Genomic DNA, 24,420 nt, shown 5'->3' on the forward strand with positions numbered 1-24,420 from the left:
CCTCCCTACGGACTTTTTTGTTCCAACTAATTATTATTTTGTTTTATCGTATTTCGCACTACGTGAAGAAAGCAAGATAAAGTAAGTCAATAGACTAAAGAAGCAAGCAATCACTAGAGCGTGTAAAAGAGCGATAAAGAGATTGAGCTGTGTCACTATAATCATTGCTCCTAAGAACACCTGCAGAATCATTAGGATGAGGGCAAGGTTCCAGCCAGATCTCATGACACCTTTTGACTTATATTGCTTTCTTATTCTGACAAATAGATAAGCGACCCATACAAATATTAAGCCTGCTGCAAAGCGGTGTCCCATTTGAACCCACTCATACATATTGAATGAACCGAATGCAAGAGGGCTGCTATTATCACAGAATGGCCAGCCAGAACATACAACGCTTGCTCCGACGTGACGTACCAATGCTCCTGTATAAACCACTACTAATGTGTAAATAGCTAAACTGTAAAATTGAACACGTAACCCTCGGTCAATGTATAAGGAGTCAGCATCAAATTTCCTATCAATCTCAAAAATCAATAAGGTTAATAAGAAAATGGATGCAAACGAAATCAATGAGATCCCAAAATGCATCGCTAATACAAAATCGGATTGTCCAAATTTAACTGCAGCTGCTCCGATTAATCCTTGGGCAACTAAGAAAAAGATGGATAAGAATGCAAGTAATTTAGTTTCTCGGATGTGTCCTATATATCTCCATGCTAATATGGATAACACTAATACAAAAAGTCCGACTCCGCCGGATACGAGTCTGTGAGCCATTTCAATAATTAATTCTGGGGTTATGTTTGATGGGATAATTTGACCATGACATAGCGGCCAGCTTCTTCCGCACCCCATGCCTGACTCCGTTTTCGTAACTAGTGCGCCACCTATTAAGACGAATAGCATTCCAAGAGACGACAGAACGGAAAGCCATTTTAGTAATTTAATCATTTCTCCACCTCTCTGTATATTTAGTGGAACATATCTATATTAATATAAACGAAAAAATAAGTGCAATTATCGTTCGTAATGTTCACCAAATCGACACAAACTCTATACTACCATGATTCTTCTTGTTATTAAATGTCTGGCGTTTTAGACTCCTTAGAAAGCAGAGTTTAGATAGATTATCTTTGGTCAAAGTATGTGATCGGTGTAAGCTAGTCATACCTATAAGGAAACTGTCTTTCCTTTAGAGTTCAGTAGCCAATTGTTTTGATATTTTATCAACAATTGTCAAAAAGTGCTTGCAATGTAAACGGTTGTTTGCTAGAAATAAATAGGGGATTTGTTCCCGGAGATTTCTCATTCTTCACCACTAATCAAGTTGTCTTATTCTAAAACAGAAATCTTGTTTTATAAGTCTGATCAGAGGGGTGTTCACAGATATTTCACAACTTAAAATATCTCTGATTAAATAGATAGAAAATCTATTCCATGATACAATAGGATGGAATGTTTAGAATCATTGCGTTCATAAAAGAAGTTTTATAACACGCCCTCCTTTAAAATGAATGGAGTTTGTTTATACTAAGTAAATATGAACGATTGGTGAGGGAAGGTTGAAGGAGGAATACGAAGAACGATGAACAATCCAAGAACTGTTGAATCAACAACACAAGTGATGAATCGTCCAGCTAGAGATGAATCAACTTCATCCTTATGGGCAGATATCCTCTCATTGATAAAGATTGGAATTATAAATTCAAACCTAATGACTGCATTTGCAGGATTTTGGCTGGCAGTCCATTTTACAGGGTCACAATTCATTGACCACTGGCAAGCATTCCTGATGTCTATGATTGGGGTCGCGTTTGTCATAGCAGGTGGCTGCATTATTAATAACTATTACGATCGGGATATTGACAAAGTAATGTCTCGAACCCAAAGTCGACCTACTGTAACGGGGACGATTTCATTGAAGCATATTCTGATTATGGGGATTTCCGTTACTTCACTAGGGCTTCTCTTTTTATTGTTTACCACTTGGGTAGCTGCTTTAATCGGAGCTTTCGGTTGGTTTACTTATGTGGTGCTTTACACAATGTGGTCGAAGAGAAGATACACATTGAATACGGTTATTGGTAGTTTCTCTGGGGCTGTTCCGCCTTTAATTGGCTGGGCTGCTGTTGACCCTGGATTACATCCAGTAGCATGGGGATTATTTTTTGTTATGTTTATTTGGCAGACACCTCACTTCTTAGCACTTGCTATGAAGAAAACAGAAGAGTACCGTCAGGCCGGCATTCCAATGCTTCCAGTTGTCCACGGTTTCTCCATTACAAAACGCCAAATTGTTATATACACAGCATGTTTATTACCATTCCCGTTCTATTTACATTCTCTAGGGACAGTCTTCATGGTGATCGCAGCCTTACTTAGTATTGGATGGTTTGCCATAGGGGTAGCAGGCTTCTTTATGAAGAATGATATGAAATGGGCTACATGGATGTTTGTTTACTCTTTAAATTATTTGACCATTCTATTTGTAGCGATGATTGTTGTTACATTGCCTAACCCTTTTTAAGTTGATCAGGAAAACTCTTAACGAGTTTTCCTGATTCTTAATAATAAAAATTTGCAATATTAAAAAGAGAAAGAGAGGTATCTTTAATGAAAGGATGGATGGGAAAGTCTCGCGTTCTGTTCCTTTTTGGCATCATGTTGCTGACCCTATCGGGTTGTGGGTTACCTAACCTAACAGCTCTCGAACCTAAGGGTGAAGGCGCTGATGTCATTTATGACCTGATGATGTTAAGCGTTATCATAATGGTCGTCGTTGGGGTCATTGTTATGGCGATCTATTTCTTTGTATTGATTCGCTATCGTCAGAAAGATGACAATCAAGACTATATTCCTAAGCAAACTGAAGGAAACAAGTTTCTTGAATTGTTATGGACAGTTGTTCCGATTTTACTTTTAGTAGTATTAGCAGTACCAACTGTTCAAAAAACATTTATGCTCGCTGACACAACACCGTCAGAAGAGGACAAAGAAGATGCTGTAACGATTGAAGTTACAGGTAAGCAGTATTGGTGGCATTATAATTATAACGGTCTTGAGATTCAAACAAGTCAAGATCTCTATATCCCTACAGGGGAGCGCGTATACTTAAAATTAGCAGCAAGTGACGTTATTCACTCGTTCTGGGTTCCATCGATCTCTGGGAAGATGGATACAAACCCTGGAGATGGTAACGTAAATGAAATGTGGATTAATGCATACGAAGAAGGCGTTTACTACGGTAAGTGTGCTGAGCTATGTGGTCCATCCCACTCGCTTATGAGCTTTAAAGTCATAGCCGTAAGTCCTGAGGAATTTGATCAGTGGGCAGAAGACATGAAAAATGTAGATACTGACGCTACGCCTGAATCTGAATCGGCACAAGCCGGTAAAGAGTTGTTTAATAACAGCTGTATTGGCTGTCATGCCATCGGGTCTGCACCAGCTGGAGTAGGGCCAAATCTTACAAACTTCGCTTCGCGCGTTAAGATTGCTGGTATCTTAGACAACAACAAACAAAATCTTATTAAGTGGCTTCAACATCCGGAAGAAATAAAACCGGGTAATAAGATGACAGGTAAATACGGGAATACAGAGGCTAAAAATCCGTTAACTTCTGAAGAAGCAGATCAACTGGCGGATTACTTATTACAGCTGAATCCTTCAGATATTACACCTGAGGATGCTGAAGCACAAGAATAGAGAGAAAAGGGAGGTCGTAGCGTGAGTACAGCTACTGCGCAAAAGAAAGGCTTTGGCGCTACCCTATGGGATTACTTGACCACAGTGGATCACAAGAAAATTGCGATCCTTTACCTAATTGCTGGTGGTATTTTCTTCCTTGCGGGTGGATTAGAAGCAATGCTGATTCGAATTCAGCTTGCTGTGCCTGACAATGATTTTGTCTCTGCTGGAATGTATAACCAGCTGATTACCATGCACGGAACAACGATGATTTTCTTAGCAGCGATGCCATTGATCTTTGCATTGATGAATATTGCTGTTCCATTACAAATCGGAGCACGTGACGTAGCATTTCCATTTTTAAACTCATTAGGTTTTTGGCTCTTCTTTTTTGGAGGCGTTTTACTGAACATTTCCTGGTTCACAGGTGCACCTGATGCAGGGTGGACAGCTTATGCACCATTGTCCACAACTTCTCCGGGACACGGGGTTGATTACTATGTAATGGGTCTTCAAATTGCTGGTGCGGGTACGCTAATCGGGGGGATTAACTTCCTTGTAACGATTGTAAATATGCGTGCACCAGGTATGACATATATGCGTATGCCACTATTTACGTGGACAGCATTTGTTACGAGTGTACTTATTCTTTTCGCATTCCCAGCTTTAACAGTGGGATTATTCTTAATGATGTTCGACCGTATGTTCGGGGCCAACTTCTTTGACCCACAAATGGGAGGAAACCACGTCATCTGGGAGCATCTGTTCTGGATCTTTGGTCACCCAGAAGTTTATATTCTGGTCTTACCGATCTTTGGATTGTTTAGTGATATTATTTCAACTTTCTCTAAGAAACGATTATTCGGTTATTCCGCAATGGTATTTGCGACGGTTTTAATTGGTTTCTTAGGATTTATGGTATGGGCGCACCACATGTTTACAACTGGTTTAGGTCCAGTTGCCAACTCGATCTTTGCTATTGCAACCATGGCCATTGCCGTTCCAACTGGTATTAAGATCTTTAACTGGTTATTTACAATGTGGGGCGGAAGCATACGGATGACTACGCCTATGCTTTGGACCGTAGCCTTTATCCCTTCCTTCACACTTGGTGGATTTGGCGGGGTTATGCTTGCAGCAGCTGCTGCTGACTATCAGTATCATGATACGTATTTTGTTGTAGCTCACTTCCACTACGTTATCGTAGGTGGGGTAGTATTTGGAGTATTTGCGGGGCTTCATTACTGGTGGCCTAAATTCTTCGGTACGATGTTAAGTGAGAAATTAGGTAAGCTTGCCTTTTGGCCATTCTTTATTGGTTTCCATTTAACATTCTTTATCCAGCACTTCTTAGGATTAATGGGAATGCCACGTCGTTACTGGAAGTTCTTACCTGATCAGAATCTTGATTTAGGAAACTTGGTGAGTACGATTGGTGCTGTTTTAATGGCCATTGGTGCTGTCATTTTCCTTTACAATGTTATTGTGACGTCTGTGAAAGGTGAGAAAGTAAGCGGAGACCCGTGGGATGGTCGAACACTAGAGTGGTCAATTCCATCACCACCGCCGTTCTATAACTTTACTCAAACTCCTCTTGTTCGCGGACTTGACCCTCTATGGATTGAAAAGCGACAAGGTAACGGAAAAATGACACCTGCCGAGCCACTTGGAGACATTCATATGCCGAATAATTCCTTTATTCCATTTGTTATGTCCTTAGGTTTATTTATTGCAGGATTTGGTTTCATTTACCAGGTAGACGACAGCAAATGGTTAGGATTAGTGTTTGTAGGTATGTTGATTACACTAGGATCTATGTTTGTTCGATCTGTTAAAGATGACCTCGGCTACCATATTCATAAAGAAGATCTAGAAAAGGGGGCTGGTTCTGAATGAGTAGCGACCAACTACAAAGACTAAAGCCAGGGCAAAGCCCACACGAACCTGAAAAAGCCACCCTAGAAGGAAAAAATAAATTTTTAGGATTTTGGTTTTTCCTAGGTGGAGAAACTGTATTATTTGCAAGTTTATTCGGGACCTATTTAGCTCTAAACGGGGAAGCATCGAATACAAATGGGCCAGGTCCTGCTGAATTATTTGGTCTTGAACTCGTCTTTATTATGACGATCATCCTTTTGACCAGTTCTTTAACAAGTGTATATGCGATTTACCATATGAAAAACTTAGACTTCAAAAAGATGCAGCTCTGGTTAGGAATTACAGTTTTACTAGGGTTTTCATTCCTTGGCTGCGAGATCTATGAGTTCTATGAGTACATCGTGCATGAAAACCATACGTTCCGATCAGATGCATTTGGTTCAGCTTTCTATGCACTCGTTGGATTCCATGGTGGTCACGTGTTGTTCGGATTGTTGTGGATCCTTACGATTATGATTCGTAACGCTAAACGTGGTCTTAACTTGTATAATGCACCTAAGTTTTATATTGCGAGCCTTTACTGGCACTTTATTGACGTAGTTTGGGTATTCATCTTTACAGTTGTGTACCTAATGGGAAAATTGGGGGGCTAATCTATGGCGAATAACACCAATTCCACAAGTTATGAGTTTTACAAACAAAAGAACAAAGAAGAAATGAAGTACCAGCTCATTACTTTCGCCTTAATGATCATCTTTACGCTTGTAGCGTTTGGTATGGTTATCGCAGAATATGACCCGCTGTTTACCATACCGGTCATTATTCTTCTGGCATGCGTACAGGTTGGGTTTCAACTTTACTACTTTATGCATATGTACCATAAAGGACACGGTTTACCAGCGCTTTTCTTATACTCTGGAGTATTTGTAGCCCTGTTAACGGTCATTACCATGGTTACGATTGTTTGGTGGTAAAAGGAAGGAGGTTGGAGAGGAAATTCCTCTCCAACCTTTTTTTGGTGAAAAGAATGGAGGGAATAAACTCCTCTATAATTTAGGGGATCTCCCTTTTCTCCACTCAATTCCTTAACCAAAAAGGGCTAGAAGAGGTGGTTTCACGAATTTGTCAAACTCTTGTCAATCTTCAGGTGAGAACGGCGTGGGTTTTCAGTCCAAAATACGATATAATGGTGGTAAGTTATCCATCAAAGACAGAGACATGGAGTGAGATGAATGTGGTTAGAAATACAAATTTTTGGGTTTAGGGCTTTGTGGAGTCCGTATTACCTTATGTTTGTCCTAGCTTTAGGTGTTTTATATTTTCTCCTTACAGGTCCCTTAAGAAAGCGTTTCGGGGATTATGAAAAACCTACTGCTTCCGAGCAAAGTATGTTTTATATTGGACTAGCTCTCCTTTATGCTATAAAAGGATCACCTGTTGATCTCTTAGGGCATATCATATTCACCGCCCATATGATCCAAATGGCTTTATATTATTTAGTGTTTCCGATTTTAATCATTAAAGGATTGCCTTCTTGGATGTGGGAGAAAGTATTTTCGGTGCCGGTTTTAAAGAATGTGTTGTATCTTTTATCAAAGCCGCTTATTGCGTTGTTGCTTTTTAACGGGCTGTTTTCGCTATACCATATACCTGTTGTATTTGATTTCACTAAATCCAATGCGACTGCACACGCAGTTGTGACCACTGTTATACTTATTACAGCATTTTTAGTATGGCTTCCAATCTTCGCTCCTTTAAAAGAACTAGATAAACTTTCACCATTACTGAAGATCGGATACATTTTTGCCAATGGTGTACTTATCACACCTGCTTGTGGGCTGATCATATTCGCAGAGACTGCCCTTTATAGCACTTATAGCGACCCATCTTCCTGGGCTCAGGCGATGTCCCTTTGTGTTCCACCAGGAGTACTCGATGGTCTATCTTTAGGTGGTCCTGAAATCTTTTCGCCGATGTCTATAAGAGAGGATCAGGCTACAGGTGGAATTATTATGAAGATTACGCAAGAAATTGTGTATGGCACGATTCTAGCGATTATTTTCTTCTCTTGGTTCAACAAAGAGAGTACAAGTATTGATCCATTACCAAGTGAGTCAAACTAATGATAACTCCTCTTCTAGAGAGAGGAGTTTATTTATACATAATAATAGATAGAGTGTTCAATTGAGGAGTATGGGGGGAATTGATGATGTTGCCAATATTACCGACGATTAGTACGTCTTTTATCGTCATTAGTGCCATTTTTATTGCAATCGGATGGGTTCTGATTGCTAAGGGAAAGGTTGTCGCGCATAAGCAGGTTATGATTGCGGGTGCTGTAAGCGCGCTCATTTTCTTTATTATCTACCTTTCTAGAACAATCTTTGTAGGAAACACAAGCTTTGGTGGCCCGGATGATATTAAGATTTATTATACGTTGTTTTTAATCTTTCATATTATCTTAGCAACAACAGGGGGAGTATTTGGAATTGTTACACTCGTATTGGCCTTTAAGCGCAATATAAGCAAACACCGTAAAATTGGACCTATCACAAGCGTGATCTGGTTCTTTACTGCAGTTACTGGAGTGGCTGTTTATTTACTCCTGTATGTGTTTTATAAGGGCGGAGAAACGACCAGCATGTTTAAAGCAATATTAGGATTTTAACAAAAGCCTTCTATCTAAGGACTATAGATAGAAGGCTTTTGTTATGTTTTAGGTCACTCCATTAAAATACATTAGTAAAAACACGGGATTTGGTTTAAGATACTGAAAGAAAAGGTAAGAGTAGTAAAGGAAGAAGCAGTTACATACATAATGGACCTGAATGATTTCCGACTAATTTGAAAGGTGGAAACACAATGAATATAGAGAATCAGCGATTGATTATGACACCAATCACCATATCCCAAGCTCAGCAGCTCATGGTCAGTCCAGAGAGTTACCCCGACTGGCTAAAGGTGAAGTATGATTCGTTATGGCCAGATGATGGTTTAAAAGCCATGTTGCCTATATATGTAGAGGCTTTAGAAAATGATGGGGAAGAGTTTGGTTTTGGCCCTTGGATTATCTTACATAAACATAAGGATATGGTAATCGGGGATATTGGTTTTAAAGGGAAACCCGTTGACGGGGTGGTAGAGATCGGATATTTTATCTCCAATATTCATAGAAACCAAGGATATGCCAAAGAGGCTATTGACTCTATGGTTCATTGGGCATTCTCCCAAGATGGTGTTGAAACAATTGCTGCAAGGTGTACATCACAAAATGTGCCATCATGTAAGGTTTTAGAAGCGAATGGGTTCAAACGTACTGGTGAACAAGACGGGTTAATTGTATTTGAAGCGCATAAGAAAACGTCTTGGCAAAGATAAACCGTTTAGTAACCAAAAAAAGGTGTTGTGGCTATAGAAGCCATAACACCTTTTTTATGGATAAAGTCCTTTTCTATTCTTCTTATTAAATCTTGTAGTTAAATTTAATGATACCGGCTTCTTTCGCTGAGTTGAACGCAATCACAATAAATGGCCCAATGAAGAAACCTAATACCCCGATTAGTTTTAAGCCTAAATACATGGCGATCAGTGTGGCTAAAGGTGATAATCCAATATGGCGTCCCATTACTTTCGGTTCAACAGTACGGCGTATGGCCAGAAGAACAACGGCTAATATAGATAATTCTGTTCCCATTGCGAGATCGCCCACAATAAAAGCATACAAAGCCCATGGACCAAGTACTGCGATTGATCCTATAATGGGTATGAAATCAATTGCCCAAATGATAAGCGACATTAATACAGCCACTTTAGGCGAAATGTACAGTAACCCTAGTAAGGATACTACAAAGATAATAATACTAACTAGAAATTGAGCTTTCAGAAATCCGAAAACAACATAGGAAAGACGGCTATTCATAAAGCGGACCTTTTCAGCTGTTTCAGAAGTCATGTGTTCGTACGCCTTGGCCTTGAGCTTTGGAATTTCTAACATAAATAAGAACAGCGCGATTAAATACACTAAGAAACTTACTAAATAGTTAGGAATTTCAGCGAGGAAATTTCCTATCTTCTTCAGTTGGTCGTCCACTTTGTATTCTTCTGTGTATGTATCGAACTTCTCTTTCAAGGTCCCATTTACTTCATCTACTACTGTAACAGGGAAACGTTCTACGAATTGATTAGTGTCTTTTGCCCATTCATCAAAGAATTCCTCGATCTGTTCGAAATAGGCAGGTGCATTATTTGCCACATTAATAACTTGCGTAACGGCTTTGGTTACTAATAATGAGCCGGCCAGCCCGATGACAATTAGAAATGTGATGTAAACAATAATCACAGAAAGCTTCCGCTTAAAGCGAAATTTGTACTGTAACCACCTTACCAATGGGTTTAAAAATAGCGCTGTAAAGAAAGCCAATAGGAGTGGCAATGATACAGGTAATATAAAGTAAGCACCAATTAATAAGATAACGGTTAGAAAAATTAGAACCCAATGTCTTTTACTCATATAACGGAACAATTTACTTTCAGAAGCTCCTTTCAATCAACACTCTCATAATGAAAATATAGCATGAACCTCTCCTTTTGAACAGTTAAAAACCTTAAATAAGAATCATGTATTATTGCTTTGGAACATACGATGAAACGAGAAGGGGGATTGTCCATGTGGAAAGAGTTTAAGGCTTTTGCTACGAAAGGGAATGTACTGGATCTATCCATAGCTGTTGTAATTGGAGGCGCCTTCGGAAAAATCATTGAATCCCTTGTAGATGATGTTGTTATGCCTGTAGTGGGTTTATTGATGGGAGGCGTTAACCTCCAAGCATTGCATATCCAATTTGCGCTAGGTAAAGGGACGGTTTACATTCAGTATGGTGCATTTTTACAATCGGCAGTCGATTTTTTTATCATCACATTCGCTATTTTCTTATTTCTAAAAGTCATTTTTAGACTTCGAGGGAAAGCTAAAGGTCAGGTTCAGTTTCAAGAAGAAACCACAGATCAAATCTTAGGAGACATTAGAGATCTACTAAGAGAACGTTCCCATATGGAGCAAAATAGCCCGAATCATCCGATTGTCTACATTCAAAAAAATAAGGAAAAGACTGCTAACGGTCGATCTCGTTAACAGTCTGTCTCCATTAATTATTTTTTTGGTACTTTTCAAGCATTTCTTTTGCACCGTCAAATTGATATTGGTCAATGAGTTTCTTAGCACGATCGAGCAGGTGCTCATTTTGAAATTCGTCAATCATATCTTTAACGCGATCTAAAAGCTTATTGCTCTTGTCTACAAGCGTATCAGGAAAATCTTCTCCATCCCCGTATTCTACACCGTGAGGATAGTAATGTTTTCCTAGAAGTGGGGTTAACAACTGCATAGTAGCATCCTGCTTATCGACATCGCCTTCAAGAGCGTAACCTTGTACTCGTAAGTAATACGTCTGGCCCTTAGTAGCCGTGTTGATTTTATAGTCATAGGTTACTCGTTCATAGTCCCACTGACCACCTCTGACAAAACCAGCCTTCTTCATCAAGTGATCCAATTTCTTCAGTTCTACGATTGCGCCTTCGATACCTTTACCTTCAATTCTCATGTGTTCCACCTCGCATCATGTCTTTATGTAAACGTGTTCTTACTTAATCATATAAAAAACTTGCTCAACTTGCAATTATTTCCCTATTAAAATGTTGCTTATGTAGAATCTCCTTTAGTCAAATCCAATTCCTACAATGTTTCATGCAAGATATGTGCGGTTTAGGAAACATTAAAATATGGGATGAGTCACAGTCCATCCAATAATAAATGGTACGGAGGAGATATGGATGAAATCAGTAAGAGATATTATGACAACAGATGTAGCATGTTGTACAGCAGATGATACTTTGTATGAAGCGGCTACTAAAATGAAAGAGCGAAATGTAGGGTCCATCCCTGTATGTGATAACCAGCAGAATCTTCTAGGAATGGTAACGGATCGTGATCTTGTTATAAGAGGATATGCAGGGAAGCATTCAGGCTCTACAGCCATTCAAAAGGTGATGAGCGATCACATGGTATCCGTGACTCCTGAAACGTCTGTGAAAGAAGCTGGAGATGTAATGGCGGATAAGCAAATTCGTCGTTTGCCAGTTGTAGAAAGCGGTAAACTTGTTGGTATCGTCTCTCTTGGAGATCTTTCGTTAGATCAAAAATCGAACGAAGCAGCAGGTCATGCCTTAGAGGAAATCTCAGAGCGCCCTGAACTTCATTAATAAGTTAGAAGGTCCCATGACATGTATGGGGCCTTTTTATTTTACCTTAACGGGCCATCAGGAGTTCCGTTCATTCGAGGTAGTGTTCTATGATTTCTATCATATTTACTTATGTTCTCTATTATACTGAAGTATCAGTGGTAGAAAGGCGTGAGAATATGAATCAAAGATTAACAGTTGTACTCTTTCTTATATTAGTGATCGTTAGTACTGTGATAGGTTCAAGAGAATGGAGAGAAAGAGCGGATCCACCAGGAGAACTTTCACTTTCTAACTATAGTGGAGAGGGTGGTGATGAACGCGAATCGATCTCTGTTATTTCAGAAAGCATTGAACCACCTAAAGCCTCTTCTTCTTCTTCTTTACAGCACCTTATTGGAAAGACTGGGAGAGAAATTGAGAATGAATTTGGAAAAGCCGAACGTAAAGACCCTACACCTTATGGGTATACGTGGTGGATCTATAGTACTTCTGTAAATTACTATCAGATTGGAATAGAGAATGATGAAGTGGTGGCTGCGTTCGGTATTGGCCCCTCATTAGACCTTGATACGATCAAGATTGGTCAATCAAGGAAAGAAATAGAGGAGAAATTAACACTTGAAAAAGAAGTTGAGATTAAAACAGAAGAAGGGTCTTTTCTCTTCACCCTAACCGAAGAAGACTTTAAGCAAAGGCCTCTCTCAAAGATGAATGATTCAGAGGTTATTCAACTTTATTTTGATGAGAGTACAAATCAGTTATCTTCTGTTCGGGTGATGAACAATAAAATCCTTCTTCTCCATCGACCTTATGATGTTTCTTATACTGGTCAGCTACCTGAATTACCTCTTTTATTAGAAAGTGAGTGGAAGGAGATAGAGAAAGGTACAGAGCAGCAAATTTATGCCATCTCAAACCAGTTACGTAGCAGGTTCGGAGTGGATAAACTCGTTTGGGATGAACTAACTGCAGGAGTCGCCTATCAGCATAGTAAAGATATGGCTGAGCGCAATTATTTTTCTCATATTTCTTTGAGTGGGGAAGGTCTTAAGGAACGGTTGAAAAAGGGGGATATTCAATATGCCTCAGCTGGTGAAAACATCGCAGCTCAATACCCGGATGGACCAGCTGTAGTAGAAGGATGGCTAAATAGTGAGGGACACCGTGAAGCATTGCTTAATGAAGGGTACACACACCTTGGAGTGGGGGTCTATCGTTACTATTACACACAAAATTTCCTTGAAGAGCCTTATTAGGCATATACACAAAAGCGTTTACTTACTCATATACTGACCATAAAAGAGAACATAAGGTGAGGTGGTTCAGTATGAGTTCACAATTACACCCTTCTGTTGCTGAGTTCAAAGAGTTTGTGGGCCGTTATCCTAAATTAATTCAGGAAGTTCGCCAAAAAGGAGAGAGTTGGCAGCCTTATTATGAAAAATGGGTATTACTAGGTGAAGAGGATCCTTATTGGGAGCAGTTCAATCAACCAACAGAACAACAAAAAGCCAACACTCAGGATGTGGAGCAAGAGCAAGAGGAAGATAATGATTCTGGGAAAAATAAAGAAATGATGGGTCAGTTTATGAATATGATTGAAAATGTGGATTTAAATAAAGTGCAAGGCCATATTCAACAATTAAATGGAGCAATATCAAACATTCAAAATCTTGTAGGGCAATTTCAAGATATGAAAAAGACAAATCCAAGTAAAGGAAATACGCCTAAAAGATCCCCGTTTGGTTTTGGACGTGATTGAGAGGTGATTCTATGCAACCTGGTGTCTATCAATATCTAAATAATCGTCCAGATCTTGTTCATTTTATTAGGCAAAATCCTAAATGGTATCGCAAAATTACCCGTGACCCAAGTGTACTTGTTGGGATGGAAGAGGAAGCGAAATATTACTTTGGGAAGACGACGACTCAAAAAATGGAGCGAATGACAAATCAACTTCAAATGGTCCAAATGCTTATGCAAATGGCTCAGGCAATGAAAGAATAAAAAAAGTTCATAAATATTTCGTATTTCTAAAAGAATTTGGTAAAATAGCAAGTGGAGGTGATTTACTTGCTAGCTACTTCGGAGACAGTAGAAATCCTGGATCAAAGTGAACAGTTAGGGAAGTTGGTATCAGGTTCAGACGTATATGAAAGATACCTCCAAGCTAAACAAGATATGGAGCGGGATCGAGAGGCCCAACGCCTGATCCGAGCTTTTCAAGATAGTAAAATCCAGTATGAAGAGGTTGAGCGATTCGGTCGATATCATCCTGACTACAACCAAATTATGAAGGCGGTACGTCAGAAGAAACGTGATATGGATATGAATGATTATGTGGCAGCCTACAAAGTAGCAGAACGTGAGCTTCAGAAGCTACTTGATGAACTGAGTCAGATCATTGCTGGAAGCATCAGTCCCCAGATTAAAGTTCCTAAAGACGGTGCAGTCTTTCAGGATACGGGCAGTGGCTGTGGCTGTGGCAGTGGTGGCGGCTGTGGCTGTTCTTAACCTGTTTTACTGAAATCGAATACAGTCTGTGCACATGTTTCCGCAACAAAACATCTTTTGTTGTGGCACAAGGAAACGGACACGATACACATAAAGCGCTTCATACTCTCGGACGTATGTCATAGAGAGGGTGAGGCGCTTTCCTTTCATGGCTGTAGCAGCGGCCCTCTTTAAGCTTTCTTCAACTTTAGGTCGATTCATCTTCTCTGAAGTTGAAAATACATAAACAAAAGGCAAGCCTGCGATGATTTTTTTATAACTCAAGTGAACACATGATTCAGCATTTAAAGTGTCCAAAAAAAGTTCCCAAGCCTTTTCTACTTCTGTCATCCTACTACCTCCTCATATGGAAAGATGTTCATTCAATGATTGAACCTTTTCTCAATATTTGCTAAACTGATTTCAAACTACAAATGAAAGAGGATGCCCTATGTTTACAAAAAGACAAGGAATAGTCATATGGTTTCAACATATGAAAAATATCCGCCAAATTAAACGTTATGGTCATTTAGTACATGCATCGAAGAAACATAAGTATGCTCTTTTATACGTCAATCAAGACGAAATAGAAGACGTGATGACAAAACTTTCCAAACTTCATTACATTTCTAAGGTAGAACCTTCTTATAAACCTTTTATTCGAACTGAATATGAAAATTCAAAGCCAGACAAGGCGAAAGAATATGATTACAAATATGGTAGTATATAAAAAGAGCATGGGATGATGGTCCCGTGCTCTTTTTCATGATTAACTCATAGGAGCAATGTAGCGGTTCATTCGTAGTATCCCTATAAGATGCTGATAAAATAACTCTTTCTCACCGAAGATCTGACTAGGTTGTACGGTGAGTTCTATTATGTCTTTCTCAAGCTCTTCTGCTAAGTTTTTAAACAGATCGAAACGCTTATTAGGCGTTTCGTGAGGATAAGGGACTCCTTCGCGGCAGATATACAGAGGTTGGAAGTTCCCTGGAGTTGTCGGCTTCATGACAACAGCAAGCGAGGTTCGTTTTTCATTTCCTGTTGTTGTGTGAAATGCCATTACATGTTGCACTCTTTCAGGCATGCTGCGACTTAATGCAAGTAACTCATATAAGTCTGAGTATCCTTGCCCTAGTTCGATAAAACGTTGAATCATATGGCCACCTCTTTTATAGTAATCTCTTCTGATACTGTAGCAAAAAATAAAGAGGTTGGATAGTTACAAATGTAAAGAGGAGTTACCAACAATGATCAGGAAAGCGTTACTTTACACAACCCCACTAATCTTTTTACTCATTCTCCTTGTTCTCTATCAGTGGAGTATGTATACATACGGTCCTGCCTCAACAGAAGAATCAGGGGATCCACCAGCATCCTCTATTACGATTACTCATTCCCCGTCTGGAACGGATATTGAGCAAACCATTAAAGGAATCAATGAAGGAACCTATATCCTCGTTGTTCCAAATGGTGCCGAGGATATGGAGTGTGTATACGAGGAGGGGGAATCTTGTTTAATGGAGGAAACGTCTTCTTCTATAAACGTTACGGTTTCTTCTAATAAAAAACTCCATTTTACTTACCGAATCTCATCAGGCGAAGCCGAGCAGGCGTTTGGTAGTCATTGGTTTATGAAGATAAAACAGAAGGATTCCTACATACCAATGAATATGAAGGTTTCACTTGCGGAAAAGCAACCATCTCATTGGACATGGTTCAGTCCTGCTAAGAAAGAAGCGGTTATAAAAAAATCAACTATTGATTACTATAAATGGGAAGCTCAGAAAACGGATCACTTTCCCCTTTATGTTATAGATACGAAAGGCTATGTGGAACAAACTCGGGGCTCTCTAACAATCTACTCTAATAAAAAACTCTCAGAACAAAATTTGAATAATACAGAAAAATTATATAGGTCGTTATCTGATCAACCTCTCATTCTGTTAGTGGGTAGGGATGTTCCTGATGGTTCTAAAGGCGTTTTGTCCATCCCATCCTTTAGCTTGGAAAACGTTGAAAAAGCTTGGTATCGTATGCTCGTTACAAGCAACTACGACATACCTGATGAAGAGAGATGGTTGATTGAATCGATTGTTGCTTATGCAACTTCCACTGAGCCTGATTCAGAAAAAGGTGAAAAGGTGAAACAAGCACTCGATGCTGAACTATCAGCAGAGGAAAAAGACGCGTTTTTAAATAGCATTTCTAAAAAAAGAAAAGGTACCCTAGTAGCTAATTTGGACCAGAGTCTCAGTGAGGTTGAGGGGTTGGAAACGACATTTTTTCAAAAAAACAAAGAAAAGGAAAAGCCTTTTGTTTCTTTATTCTATTATGAAACGAAACCCATTGTAATAAATGGGGAGCGTAATGATGTGGCGTGGGACCCTATCTTGATGAACAAAAACCGATCTTTCCCACTCGGTGGCTTGGCCGAGGTCTTACATATAGATGTAACAGGAATTCCGGGTGAAGGCATTTATATCGTGAGAAAAGGGGAGGATACGTGGAGGTTTACCCTTGGGAAACAAACATTTATTGAGAATGAAGAGTCATTTGGCATTGCTAGTGATGTGTTATTCCAATTAAATGGCGAAGTTTATATAAAAGAACGATACATGAAAGAGATTCTTGGAATTCATGTTCAAGAAGATTCGAATAACCTCTATATTCGAAATTAAAAAAAGCCTGCAGACACATTCATGGTCTGCAGGCACCTTTTTTGATTTAATTCACATCAAATCAAAAAGGCAAAGGGAGAGGAGAAACCGGAGGAAGAACTTATGGGGAAACGTAAGTCTTCTCCGTCTTCGGGAACGATTAGGAGAACTCCTAACCGCTCTTTACACAGTATGAGCGGTTTACGTTCCATTTATACTCTGAGTTTGAAAAATATTAAAGTGATCTTTCGAAAACTTTTAGAAAGGGAAGAAGTAGGGATGTGGAAGGGGACTTGTGAGTTTCCTCTTTAAGATTGTTTATGGTAGGATTATGTACGAAATGGTTAGAGAAAGGTGTTGACTCTATGCGCGTAATTGCTGGAGAACATAAAGGGCGTCAACTTCAACCTGTACCCAACCGGTTGACACGCCCTACGACAGATAAAGTAAAAGAAGCTCTATTTCAAATGATTGGTCCTTATTTTGAAGGCGGAGCATGCCTGGACTTGTTTGCAGGAAGCGGAGGCTTAGGGATAGAGGCATTAAGCAGAGGGATGGATCAAGCGATTTTTGTAGATAAGCACCCTAAAGCGATTGCCACAATCTACGAGAATTTGAAGACATTAAAGCTACAAGACTATGCTGAAGTTTATAAGAACGATGCGTACCGAGCAATTAAAGCAGCAGGAAAGAGAGGCTTATCATTCCGGTTAGTCTTTTTAGACCCTCCTTATGAGAAGTTCTCATACGAAGAGCTTGTGGATTCTCTGGTTGAGCATAATGTGGTGAATGAAGAAACCGTTATCGTGTGTGAGCACTCTTCGGAACAATCATTACCAGATTCATTCGGTTCTTTCACATGCTTCCGACATGAAACATATTCAAGTATTATTTCAATTAGCCTTTATAAACAAGAGTAGAGGAGGAAGAGTATGGCGACATTAGCAATCTGTCCAGGGAGCTTTGATCCAATTACATATGGCCATCTTGATATAATAGAACGTGGGGCAAAGATCTTTGATCATGTTACAGTAGCTGTATTTCATAATCGTGCAAAATCCCCACTGTTTTCTGTTGAAGAACGTATCGAAATGATTCAAGAAGTGACGAGTCATCTTAACAATGTAACAGTCGATTCGAGTAGTGGGCTACTGATTGATTATGCTGAGGAAAAAGGTGCCAATGTGGTGTTAAGAGGCTTACGAGCGGTGAGTGATTTTGAATATGAAATGCAGATTACCGCAATGAACCGTAAGCTCAATGATTCAATTGAAACGTTTTTTGTCATGACTAACAATCAATATTCTTTCTTAAGTTCAAGCATTATGAAAGAAGTTTCTAAATATCACGGTGATGTATCTGAACTTGTCCCTCCACAGGTTGAAGAAGCTTTAAAAGGGAAGTATAAAAAATAGCCCTCTAACATTTTGTTAGCCGGGCTATTTTTTTATCATTCTTCTATACAATATCAGACTAGCCATAGCTAAGGAGCCAATCGTTAATAAGGGACCGATCGAAACGAGTTTTTCAAAGAGTTCTGACCAGAAACTTTCATGTTGACTTAACCTTATCCAAACAGGTGACTCATTCGATTCAAAGGCTTGACGATCGACGTATAGTGGGATGAATAATAAGACACTTAACATGGCTGCAAATAGTCCGTGTAATATACGAGCCAAGAAATAAGGTCTAAATCGTATATCTGTATCTGCTAGAATGCTGGCAACTTGTGCTTGCACAGAAAAACCATTAAAGGCAAGGATAAAGCTCACGCAGATTACTTGTTGTAAAAGTACTGCGTTCTCCGCTTGTGCTGTCATTTGGGATCCTAACGTAATTTCGAAAAGCCCGGATATAAATGGGATGGTCAACTCTTGTGGCAGAGTTAGCATTTGGAATAGGATACCTATTGCCCCGGCAATAATAGGTGTGATTCCTACAAGGAAGAGTAATTTATTAAATACGGAAAACATTATAATAAACCCGCCAATCATCAGTAAGGTCTGGATGGAAGATAAAACAGCATCTCCGAAGAATTTCCCGAAAGGGCGTGGTTCCTCTAACCTGGATTGGTGGAGAGCTTGAAAGGCTTTCTTTAACGTGATTTTTTCACGGGTTTCGTTTCCTTCTTCTTCAGCGGGGTTCTCACGACCATAAAAGCGCATGCAAATACCAACAAGCGTATTACCTACATAGTGACATGCTGCAAGTAAAACGCCTAATGTAGGGTCGTGAAAGAAGCCTACGGATACAGCTCCGAATATAAAGAGAGGGTTGGAGGCATTAGTAAATGAAACAAGTCGCTCTGCTTCTATGCGGGTCAATTGTTTCTCTTGTCTTAACCTTGCTGTTAACTTAGCCCCTGAAGGATATCCGCTTGCCATTCCCATAGCCCATACGAAGCTGCCTACTCCAGGCACTTTAAATATGGGTCTCATGATGGGTTCAAAGAGAATCCCGATAAATCGAACCACCCCAAAACCGATTAATAGTTCAGCCGTTATAAAAAAGGGGAGAAGGGAAGGGAATACAATTTCCCACCACATGTTCAATCCACGGATCGATGCTTCTAATGCTTGGTCCGGGAACCGGATTAGGGAAAAGGCTAAAAACAATGCCAGTAAAGCAAGTGCGAGTGATTTCACTTGAGATTTCATAAAAAGCCCCCTACAAATTGGCCGACTGTACTTCTCTTTTTGGAAATAGTAAAATGTTCATAACATATACATACAAAGTACAAGCGTTTCTATACCACTATACGCTCATGTGAAAGGGTTTTATGCCATAAAATAAGAAAAGAATGGCGAGAAAAGGGGGGGCTTAAGGTGAAGAGACCTGTTATTGGATTAGCCTTAGGTTCTGGGGGCGCGAGAGGTTTTGCGCATCTTGGTGTATTGAAAGCACTTCATGATGCAGGGATTCAAGTAGACCTCATCGCCGGTAGTAGTATGGGTGCGCTCGTTGGATCCTTGTATTGTGCTGGTCAGGATATGGATCAACTGTATAAACTAGCTAGAACATTTAAGCGCAAGTATTACTTAGACTTTACCGTCCCTAAAATGGGGTTTATTCAAGGTAAGAGAATTAAAGAGTATATAAGCTTGTTTACCCACAGAAAAAACATAGAAGACCTAAAAATCCCCTTCGCAGTTATTGCGACCGATTTAAAAACAGGCGAGAAAGTGATCTTTAAAGAGGGCAATACAGCAAATGCCGTAAGAGCGAGTATCTCAATCCCAGGAATATTTGTTCCAGAGAAGATAGGGGATCGGTTATTGGTTGACGGCGGAGTTGTGGACCGTGTTCCCATTTCAGTAGCAAGAGAGATGGGGGCAGATATTGTAATTGGTGTGGATTGTGCTCATTTCGATGGTAGTAATGAGGTTCAATCCATTTATGATGTTATTATTCAAAGTATTGAAATCATGCAAGAGGAATTGCTGAGCCAGATCGATCTTAATGCAGATTTCATGTTAAAACCAGACATCAAAAAATATAGTTCACGAGCTTTTACAGATATAGAGGAGATTGTGAATGAAGGAGAGAAAGAGGCCAACCTGCATATTAAGTCGATTCGAACGTATATAGAGCATTGGAAGGAGCCAGAAAATGAAGCAGAATAAAAGGTATTTTATAGTCTTTGCCATTGTAGTGGTACTCGCTTTTTTCTTAGCGCAGTACCGTTTACCCTATTATATTTATCAGCCGGGATCGGCTGATGATTTAAATCCTATTGTACAAGTTGAGGGAGCTTATGACAGTGAAGGAGAAATGCACTTAGTTACCGTTAGTGGTGGACCCGCTACACCTATTAGGTATGTAATTGCCAAAATTCTTCCTTATCATCAAGTTTACGATATTGAAGACATCTTCCCTGAAGGAGTAGATCAGGAAGAGTATCACCATGCTCAAATTCAAGTGATGGCATCTTCTCAAGAAGCGGCTCAGGTGGTTGCATATAGGGCTGCAGGGAAAGATGTTACGATTAAAAGTGATGGTGTGATCGTTATGCGTGTAGAAGATGGGATGCCTGCTGAGGGGAAACTCGAGGTTGGGGATCGAATTACTGAGGTGAATGGAACACCAATTAAAGAATCTGAGGGGTTAATTGAGCTTATTTCACCTCTTGAAGTCGGAGATAGCGTAGAGGTAACCTTTGTTCGAAGTGGTAAGGAAATGACGAAAACGGTCTCTTTAGGAAAACACCCTGAAGAAAATCGAGCTATTATGGGAATTGGGCTTGCAACCAAGAGGAGTGTAGAAGTGGATCCTCCTGTGAAATTCAAGAGTGGTGAAATCGGAGGCCCAAGTGCTGGACTCATGTTCTCTTTAGAGATGTATGATCAACTAACAGAAAACGATATAACAAAAGGGTACCAAGTTGCTGGTACAGGTGAGATTTCAATTGAAGGTAAAGTTGGAAGAATTGGTGGCATTGATAAGAAAGTTGTGGCTTCTGATGACGAAGGGATTGAAATTTTCTTTGCTCCAAATGAAGGAGGAAAAGAAGGCTCTAATTATGAGGTTGCCAAGAAGACGGCTGAAGACATCGGGACAGATATGAAAATTGTGCCTGTCGATACGTTTGAGGACGCTTTAGAGTACTTGAAAGACTTAGAACCTAAGGGTAAATAAAAAACACTACAAAGGGCTCCAAATTGTACAATAAGATACAATTTGGAGCCCTTTTGACATTTAGAGTTTACTGGCCAATATTTTGATGTTCAGCTTTCTTTGCTATGTCGTGGCGTTACTCTGGCTGATTGAAAAAATGTAATAATCAGAAGTGTACATCCGTGTTTCCACGGTTGTTTGATCATTTCCTTTAGAGAAAATCAGGTCTGTTCCATCTTGCTCAAGGAAAGCCCATCCTTTTTCGCCCATAAAGGTTTTGACGATGTAATAATAGTCGCCCTCCACCGGGGTGTGTGGTGTGATGTAGCTCTCTGATTCTGAATCAATCTGCACATAAGGTTTGTCGCCAAATTTAAGCTGCACGATGCCGCTGATGACGGGGATAGGATTTCCTTCTTGAAACAGTGTATCTTTAAATGCAAATCCAATAGATCCCACGATAATAAACAGCGCAAGAAACGTAATGCTGAACCATCGTAACAGTTTGCGCAACCTCATTCCCCCTTTAACTTTTAGACGATCAATCAATAAGGAATGTTTCACATATGCGGCATTACTGGTGGGCCTAATTCTCTTTTGCGCAGGCGTTTCTTTTGTTCTGCTGGCAGACAAGACAAATAGGCGTCCACAGAACGCTCCTCTATTGTAACAAATTCATGGTTTCCTGACTGCACATTTGGAAGGATTGGTACACCCATTTTTTTCTTTTGTTGCCGAATGTAGGATCGACCAGTTTCTGACATGCCTAATAAACGCACATAAGGCAACTGGTTCAGCTGAAGGATAGGCTCGATTTCTTGTTTTTTAGTATGAGTCAAAATATGAGTAATCGTTCGCTGAAGTCGTGTCCATGTGTACCGTTTTGTTTTTAGTAGAGTCATCCACTCCGAGAAATTTGTTGCTTCTTTAATTGTATGCAGCAAGCGGTGTTCAAGACCCTCCTCCACACCATGAAAGGATCTAATTTCTTCAGGGGAGAGGGTAGTAAGCTTATATTGGAGTAATGGAAAGTAGCGCTCCCAATCATGCCATCCAGTTGCTTTTTGCTTGTATTCCATTAATTTTTCTATTGAAGACCCGGGTAATGAGCCTTCAGCTTCTTTTGTCATCTCTTTTCCTTCTAGAATGGATTTTCTTATACTTGTTGCACTAGCAATCTGATGAGTAATCGTCTCATCGTGATAACCGCTTTGAGTCCGTTTAATCGTCATAGGAGTGATGGATAAGTCATGATCAAGTATGGTCTTCGTATAGCTGTATCCTAATATGTTATTCGGTTGTGAGAGGTCAATGGCGTGATTCGATAAACCAATTGCCTCATATGCGTGCCGGCTTGCTTCTGGAAAAGAGAAGCCTTGATCTAAGTATTGGTGGAGGGATTCCTTGTAGGACGTTTCATGCGCGTTCACATGCTCATAAGCTTTCAAAAAAGGCGAGATATCCCCCTGTTCACTCCCAAAGCATATGGTATCAACTCCTATTTCTGAAAGGGTGAGAACAGAGCCTTTTGCAAATAAGTCACTGTTTTGTACAGCAAACACATAGGGCAGCTCTAATACAACATCAACGCCCTGTGAGAGGGCGATTTCAGTTCGGTGCCACTTGTCAATAATGGCAGGTTCCCCTCTTTGAAGAAAATTTCCACTCATGACGGCGATCATACAATCTGCTCCGGATGCTTCCTTTGATTGCTGTAAGTGATATAAATGACCAAAGTGGAAAGGGTTATACTCGACAATAAGTCCGCACGATTTCATGGCGTTCCCCTCTTTCTAATTGTGTTTTCCGTTCTTGAAAGAATTGACTATGATTATAAACTACCGAATGCGGGAAGCGAAATCAATATAAATAAGCTTTTCATCGCCATTACTTGCGTCACTCTTTAAGTTGTGGCATAGTGAAAAGACTATAAAAGCGAAATAATGAACGGCAATATGGCTGTAAAGAAAAAATGTTGACAAATTGTCTATTTCCTTTTAAAATAACTCTTGTTGCCTTGAGGTGATTAGAATGAAATTTGCTTTACAAAAATTAAAAGCAGCAGATCTTGAACCGGTAACGTTTGATGATCGCGTTGACATTTCTGAATTAGAAGAAATGCCGAATGACATCCGTTCAATTCCTGATGTACATGTTAAAGGTGAAGCCACTCGTAATGGAGATACGGTAACCTTTCGTTTTGCAGTATCTGGAACGATGACGCTCCCTTGTGCTCGTACATTAGCGGATGTAAACTATCCATTTTCCTTTGATGCGGTAGAAGTATTCTCCTTATCTCCTTATCACCAGGAAGGTGAAGATGAGATCCATGAAATTGCTGGAGAAGTTCTTGACTTAACGCCTTATATCAAGGAAAATGTAATATTGGAGGTTCCTTTGCAAGTGTTCGCTGATGATGAGGTGCTTGACGATGCTCTTTCTGAAGGGCAGGGCTGGCAGTTAATCACAGAGGAGAAGCAAGAAGAAAAGGTGGATCCTCGCCTTGCAAAGCTTCAACAATTTTTAGATGATAACAAAGAGTAAGAGATCCATCACATACAATCTGGATCGTGCATGAAGGAGGTGTAACACATGGCAGTACCAAAGCGTAGAACTTCAAAAAAGGTTAAAAACCAACGTCGTACTCACAAGAAACTTCACGTACCAGGAATGGTAGAATGCCAAAACTGCGGTGAATACACTAAACAACACCATGTTTGCAAATCTTGCGGACAGTACAATGGTAAACAAGTGGTTGAACAATAGTATGTTCAAAAAAAGGAGTGTCTCGTAGAGACGCTTCTTTTTTTGTGCTATTTTCTTACGTAGACCGACCTCGATGGCG

The 24,420-nt window shown here is 39.9% G+C and carries 29 protein-coding genes and 1 pseudogene; 22 read left to right on the forward strand and 8 right to left on the reverse strand.

The features are described 5' to 3' along the window. Positions 1-33 precede the first annotated feature (33 nt). On the reverse strand, positions 34-954 hold the full coding sequence (locus tag QNI29_RS09285; RefSeq protein WP_231416223.1) for a COX15/CtaA family protein: 921 nt from the start codon (positions 952-954) through the stop codon (positions 34-36). A 634-nt stretch (positions 955-1,588) separates the two neighbouring features. Here QNI29_RS09285 and cyoE point away from each other — a divergent pair. The 8 genes from cyoE to QNI29_RS09325 all read left to right on the forward strand — a co-directional run bounded on the left by cyoE (position 1,589) and on the right by QNI29_RS09325 (position 8,946). Continuing rightward, on the forward strand, positions 1,589-2,530 hold the full coding sequence (gene cyoE, locus QNI29_RS09290) for a heme o synthase (RefSeq protein WP_284526975.1): 942 nt from the start codon (positions 1,589-1,591) through the stop codon (positions 2,528-2,530). A gap of 86 nt (positions 2,531-2,616) precedes the next feature. Next, positions 2,617-3,708: a cytochrome c oxidase subunit II gene (gene coxB, locus QNI29_RS09295; protein ID WP_231416224.1), complete on the forward strand. Its 1,092-nt coding sequence runs from the start codon at positions 2,617-2,619 to the stop codon at positions 3,706-3,708. A 21-nt stretch (positions 3,709-3,729) separates the two neighbouring features. Next, positions 3,730-5,586 (forward strand): cytochrome c oxidase subunit I, encoded by a 1,857-nt coding sequence (ctaD, locus tag QNI29_RS09300; protein ID WP_231416225.1) that lies wholly within the window; start codon positions 3,730-3,732, stop codon positions 5,584-5,586. After that, positions 5,583-6,221 carry a cytochrome (ubi)quinol oxidase subunit III gene (locus QNI29_RS09305; RefSeq protein WP_231416226.1) on the forward strand — a complete coding sequence of 213 codons (639 nt, stop codon included), beginning with the start codon at positions 5,583-5,585 and terminating at the stop codon, positions 6,219-6,221. The genes ctaD and QNI29_RS09305 overlap by 4 nt, the downstream gene beginning before the upstream one ends. A gap of 3 nt (positions 6,222-6,224) precedes the next feature. Then, entirely contained in the window at positions 6,225-6,542 is a 318-nt protein-coding gene (ctaF, locus tag QNI29_RS09310) for a cytochrome c oxidase subunit IVB (RefSeq protein ID WP_231416227.1), read from the forward strand. Between the two features lie 258 nt (positions 6,543-6,800). After that, a complete protein-coding gene (gene ctaG, locus QNI29_RS09315; RefSeq protein ID WP_231416228.1) occupies positions 6,801-7,691 on the forward strand; it encodes a cytochrome c oxidase assembly factor CtaG in 891 nt (296 codons plus the stop codon). Positions 7,692-7,774: 83 nt separating this feature from the next. Then, the gene (locus QNI29_RS09320) at positions 7,775-8,236 is read left to right on the forward strand and encodes a DUF420 domain-containing protein (protein WP_231416229.1); all 462 of its coding nucleotides are present in this window, start codon (positions 7,775-7,777) and stop codon (positions 8,234-8,236) included. 194 nt (positions 8,237-8,430) lie between these two features. Continuing rightward, on the forward strand, positions 8,431-8,946 hold the full coding sequence (locus QNI29_RS09325) for a GNAT family N-acetyltransferase (RefSeq protein ID WP_231416230.1): 516 nt from the start codon (positions 8,431-8,433) through the stop codon (positions 8,944-8,946). 85 nt (positions 8,947-9,031) lie between these two features. Here QNI29_RS09325 and ytvI read toward each other — a convergent pair whose 3' ends face one another. Further along, positions 9,032-10,078 carry a sporulation integral membrane protein YtvI gene (gene ytvI, locus QNI29_RS09330; protein ID WP_231416231.1) on the reverse strand — a complete coding sequence of 349 codons (1,047 nt, stop codon included), beginning with the start codon at positions 10,076-10,078 and terminating at the stop codon, positions 9,032-9,034. A 156-nt stretch (positions 10,079-10,234) separates the two neighbouring features. Here ytvI and mscL point away from each other — a divergent pair. Continuing rightward, positions 10,235-10,618, forward strand: a pseudogene (gene mscL / locus QNI29_RS09335) (large conductance mechanosensitive channel protein MscL); the annotation flags it as partial. 94 nt (positions 10,619-10,712) lie between these two features. On the opposite strand, the gene QNI29_RS09340 reads toward mscL, so the two are convergent. Continuing rightward, positions 10,713-11,168, reverse strand: a complete 456-nt coding sequence (locus tag QNI29_RS09340) for a YugN family protein (RefSeq protein ID WP_354665936.1) — start codon at positions 11,166-11,168, stop codon at positions 10,713-10,715. Between the two features lie 229 nt (positions 11,169-11,397). Here QNI29_RS09340 and QNI29_RS09345 point away from each other — a divergent pair, with 229 nt between their 5' ends. The 5 genes from QNI29_RS09345 (at position 11,398) to QNI29_RS09365 (ending at position 14,322) form a co-directional block, all read left to right on the forward strand. Next, the gene (locus QNI29_RS09345) at positions 11,398-11,826 is read left to right on the forward strand and encodes a CBS domain-containing protein (RefSeq protein ID WP_231416233.1); all 429 of its coding nucleotides are present in this window, start codon (positions 11,398-11,400) and stop codon (positions 11,824-11,826) included. A gap of 158 nt (positions 11,827-11,984) precedes the next feature. After that, the gene (locus QNI29_RS09350; protein WP_231416234.1) at positions 11,985-13,064 is read left to right on the forward strand and encodes a CAP domain-containing protein; all 1,080 of its coding nucleotides are present in this window, start codon (positions 11,985-11,987) and stop codon (positions 13,062-13,064) included. Between the two features lie 71 nt (positions 13,065-13,135). Continuing rightward, positions 13,136-13,570, forward strand: coding sequence for a YlbD family protein (locus QNI29_RS09355; protein WP_231416235.1), 435 nt, complete (start codon positions 13,136-13,138; stop codon positions 13,568-13,570). 11 nt (positions 13,571-13,581) lie between these two features. After that, complete coding sequence (locus QNI29_RS09360; RefSeq protein WP_231416236.1) at positions 13,582-13,815, forward strand: YlbE-like family protein; 234 nt, start codon at positions 13,582-13,584, stop codon at positions 13,813-13,815. Between the two features lie 66 nt (positions 13,816-13,881). Beyond that, positions 13,882-14,322, forward strand: a complete 441-nt coding sequence (locus tag QNI29_RS09365) for a YlbF/YmcA family competence regulator (protein ID WP_231416237.1) — start codon at positions 13,882-13,884, stop codon at positions 14,320-14,322. A gap of 6 nt (positions 14,323-14,328) precedes the next feature. Here QNI29_RS09365 and QNI29_RS09370 read toward each other — a convergent pair whose 3' ends face one another. Continuing rightward, on the reverse strand, positions 14,329-14,652 hold the full coding sequence (locus QNI29_RS09370; RefSeq protein WP_231416238.1) for a hypothetical protein: 324 nt from the start codon (positions 14,650-14,652) through the stop codon (positions 14,329-14,331). A gap of 100 nt (positions 14,653-14,752) precedes the next feature. On the opposite strand from QNI29_RS09370, the gene QNI29_RS09375 reads away from it, so the two are divergent. Further along, positions 14,753-15,031 (forward strand): YlbG family protein, encoded by a 279-nt coding sequence (locus QNI29_RS09375; protein WP_231416239.1) that lies wholly within the window; start codon positions 14,753-14,755, stop codon positions 15,029-15,031. Positions 15,032-15,070: 39 nt separating this feature from the next. On the opposite strand, the gene QNI29_RS09380 is transcribed toward QNI29_RS09375, so the two are convergent. Continuing rightward, the gene (locus QNI29_RS09380) at positions 15,071-15,460 is read right to left on the reverse strand and encodes a DUF7147 family protein (RefSeq protein ID WP_231416240.1); all 390 of its coding nucleotides are present in this window, start codon (positions 15,458-15,460) and stop codon (positions 15,071-15,073) included. A 91-nt stretch (positions 15,461-15,551) separates the two neighbouring features. Between QNI29_RS09380 and QNI29_RS09385 the strand changes: the two genes are divergently transcribed. The 3 genes from QNI29_RS09385 to coaD all read left to right on the forward strand — a co-directional run bounded on the left by QNI29_RS09385 (position 15,552) and on the right by coaD (position 18,376). Beyond that, entirely contained in the window at positions 15,552-16,982 is a 1,431-nt protein-coding gene (locus QNI29_RS09385) for a copper amine oxidase N-terminal domain-containing protein (RefSeq protein WP_231416241.1), read from the forward strand. Between the two features lie 299 nt (positions 16,983-17,281). Continuing rightward, positions 17,282-17,881: a 16S rRNA (guanine(966)-N(2))-methyltransferase RsmD gene (gene rsmD, locus QNI29_RS09390; RefSeq protein ID WP_255686793.1), complete on the forward strand. Its 600-nt coding sequence runs from the start codon at positions 17,282-17,284 to the stop codon at positions 17,879-17,881. 12 nt (positions 17,882-17,893) lie between these two features. Further along, positions 17,894-18,376: a pantetheine-phosphate adenylyltransferase gene (gene coaD, locus QNI29_RS09395; protein ID WP_231416242.1), complete on the forward strand. Its 483-nt coding sequence runs from the start codon at positions 17,894-17,896 to the stop codon at positions 18,374-18,376. 24 nt (positions 18,377-18,400) lie between these two features. On the opposite strand, the gene ylbJ is transcribed toward coaD, so the two are convergent. Next, positions 18,401-19,618 (reverse strand): sporulation integral membrane protein YlbJ, encoded by a 1,218-nt coding sequence (ylbJ, locus tag QNI29_RS09400; RefSeq protein WP_231416243.1) that lies wholly within the window; start codon positions 19,616-19,618, stop codon positions 18,401-18,403. A 168-nt stretch (positions 19,619-19,786) separates the two neighbouring features. On the opposite strand from ylbJ, the gene QNI29_RS09405 reads away from it, so the two are divergent. After that, positions 19,787-20,584 (forward strand): patatin-like phospholipase family protein, encoded by a 798-nt coding sequence (locus QNI29_RS09405; RefSeq protein WP_231416244.1) that lies wholly within the window; start codon positions 19,787-19,789, stop codon positions 20,582-20,584. Next, the gene (locus QNI29_RS09410; protein ID WP_231416245.1) at positions 20,571-21,596 is read left to right on the forward strand and encodes a SepM family pheromone-processing serine protease; all 1,026 of its coding nucleotides are present in this window, start codon (positions 20,571-20,573) and stop codon (positions 21,594-21,596) included. The genes QNI29_RS09405 and QNI29_RS09410 overlap by 14 nt, the downstream gene beginning before the upstream one ends. Positions 21,597-21,698: 102 nt before the next feature. Here the strand turns inward: QNI29_RS09410 and QNI29_RS09415 are convergent, their stop codons facing one another. Both QNI29_RS09415 and QNI29_RS09420 read right to left on the reverse strand, forming a co-directional pair. Beyond that, the gene (locus QNI29_RS09415; protein ID WP_231416246.1) at positions 21,699-22,088 is read right to left on the reverse strand and encodes a hypothetical protein; all 390 of its coding nucleotides are present in this window, start codon (positions 22,086-22,088) and stop codon (positions 21,699-21,701) included. Positions 22,089-22,135: 47 nt separating this feature from the next. After that, complete coding sequence (locus tag QNI29_RS09420) at positions 22,136-23,353, reverse strand: nucleotidyltransferase (RefSeq protein ID WP_231416247.1); 1,218 nt, start codon at positions 23,351-23,353, stop codon at positions 22,136-22,138. 253 nt (positions 23,354-23,606) lie between these two features. Between QNI29_RS09420 and QNI29_RS09425 the strand changes: the two genes are divergently transcribed. Both QNI29_RS09425 and rpmF read left to right on the forward strand, forming a co-directional pair. Next, on the forward strand, positions 23,607-24,119 hold the full coding sequence (locus tag QNI29_RS09425; RefSeq protein WP_231416248.1) for a YceD family protein: 513 nt from the start codon (positions 23,607-23,609) through the stop codon (positions 24,117-24,119). A gap of 48 nt (positions 24,120-24,167) precedes the next feature. Next, positions 24,168-24,341 carry a 50S ribosomal protein L32 gene (gene rpmF, locus QNI29_RS09430; protein WP_188654864.1) on the forward strand — a complete coding sequence of 58 codons (174 nt, stop codon included), beginning with the start codon at positions 24,168-24,170 and terminating at the stop codon, positions 24,339-24,341. Positions 24,342-24,420 lie beyond the last annotated feature (79 nt).

It is taken from the genome of Pontibacillus chungwhensis (assembly GCF_030166655.1).
Taxonomy (GTDB): Bacteria; Bacillota; Bacilli; order Bacillales; family BH030062; genus Pontibacillus.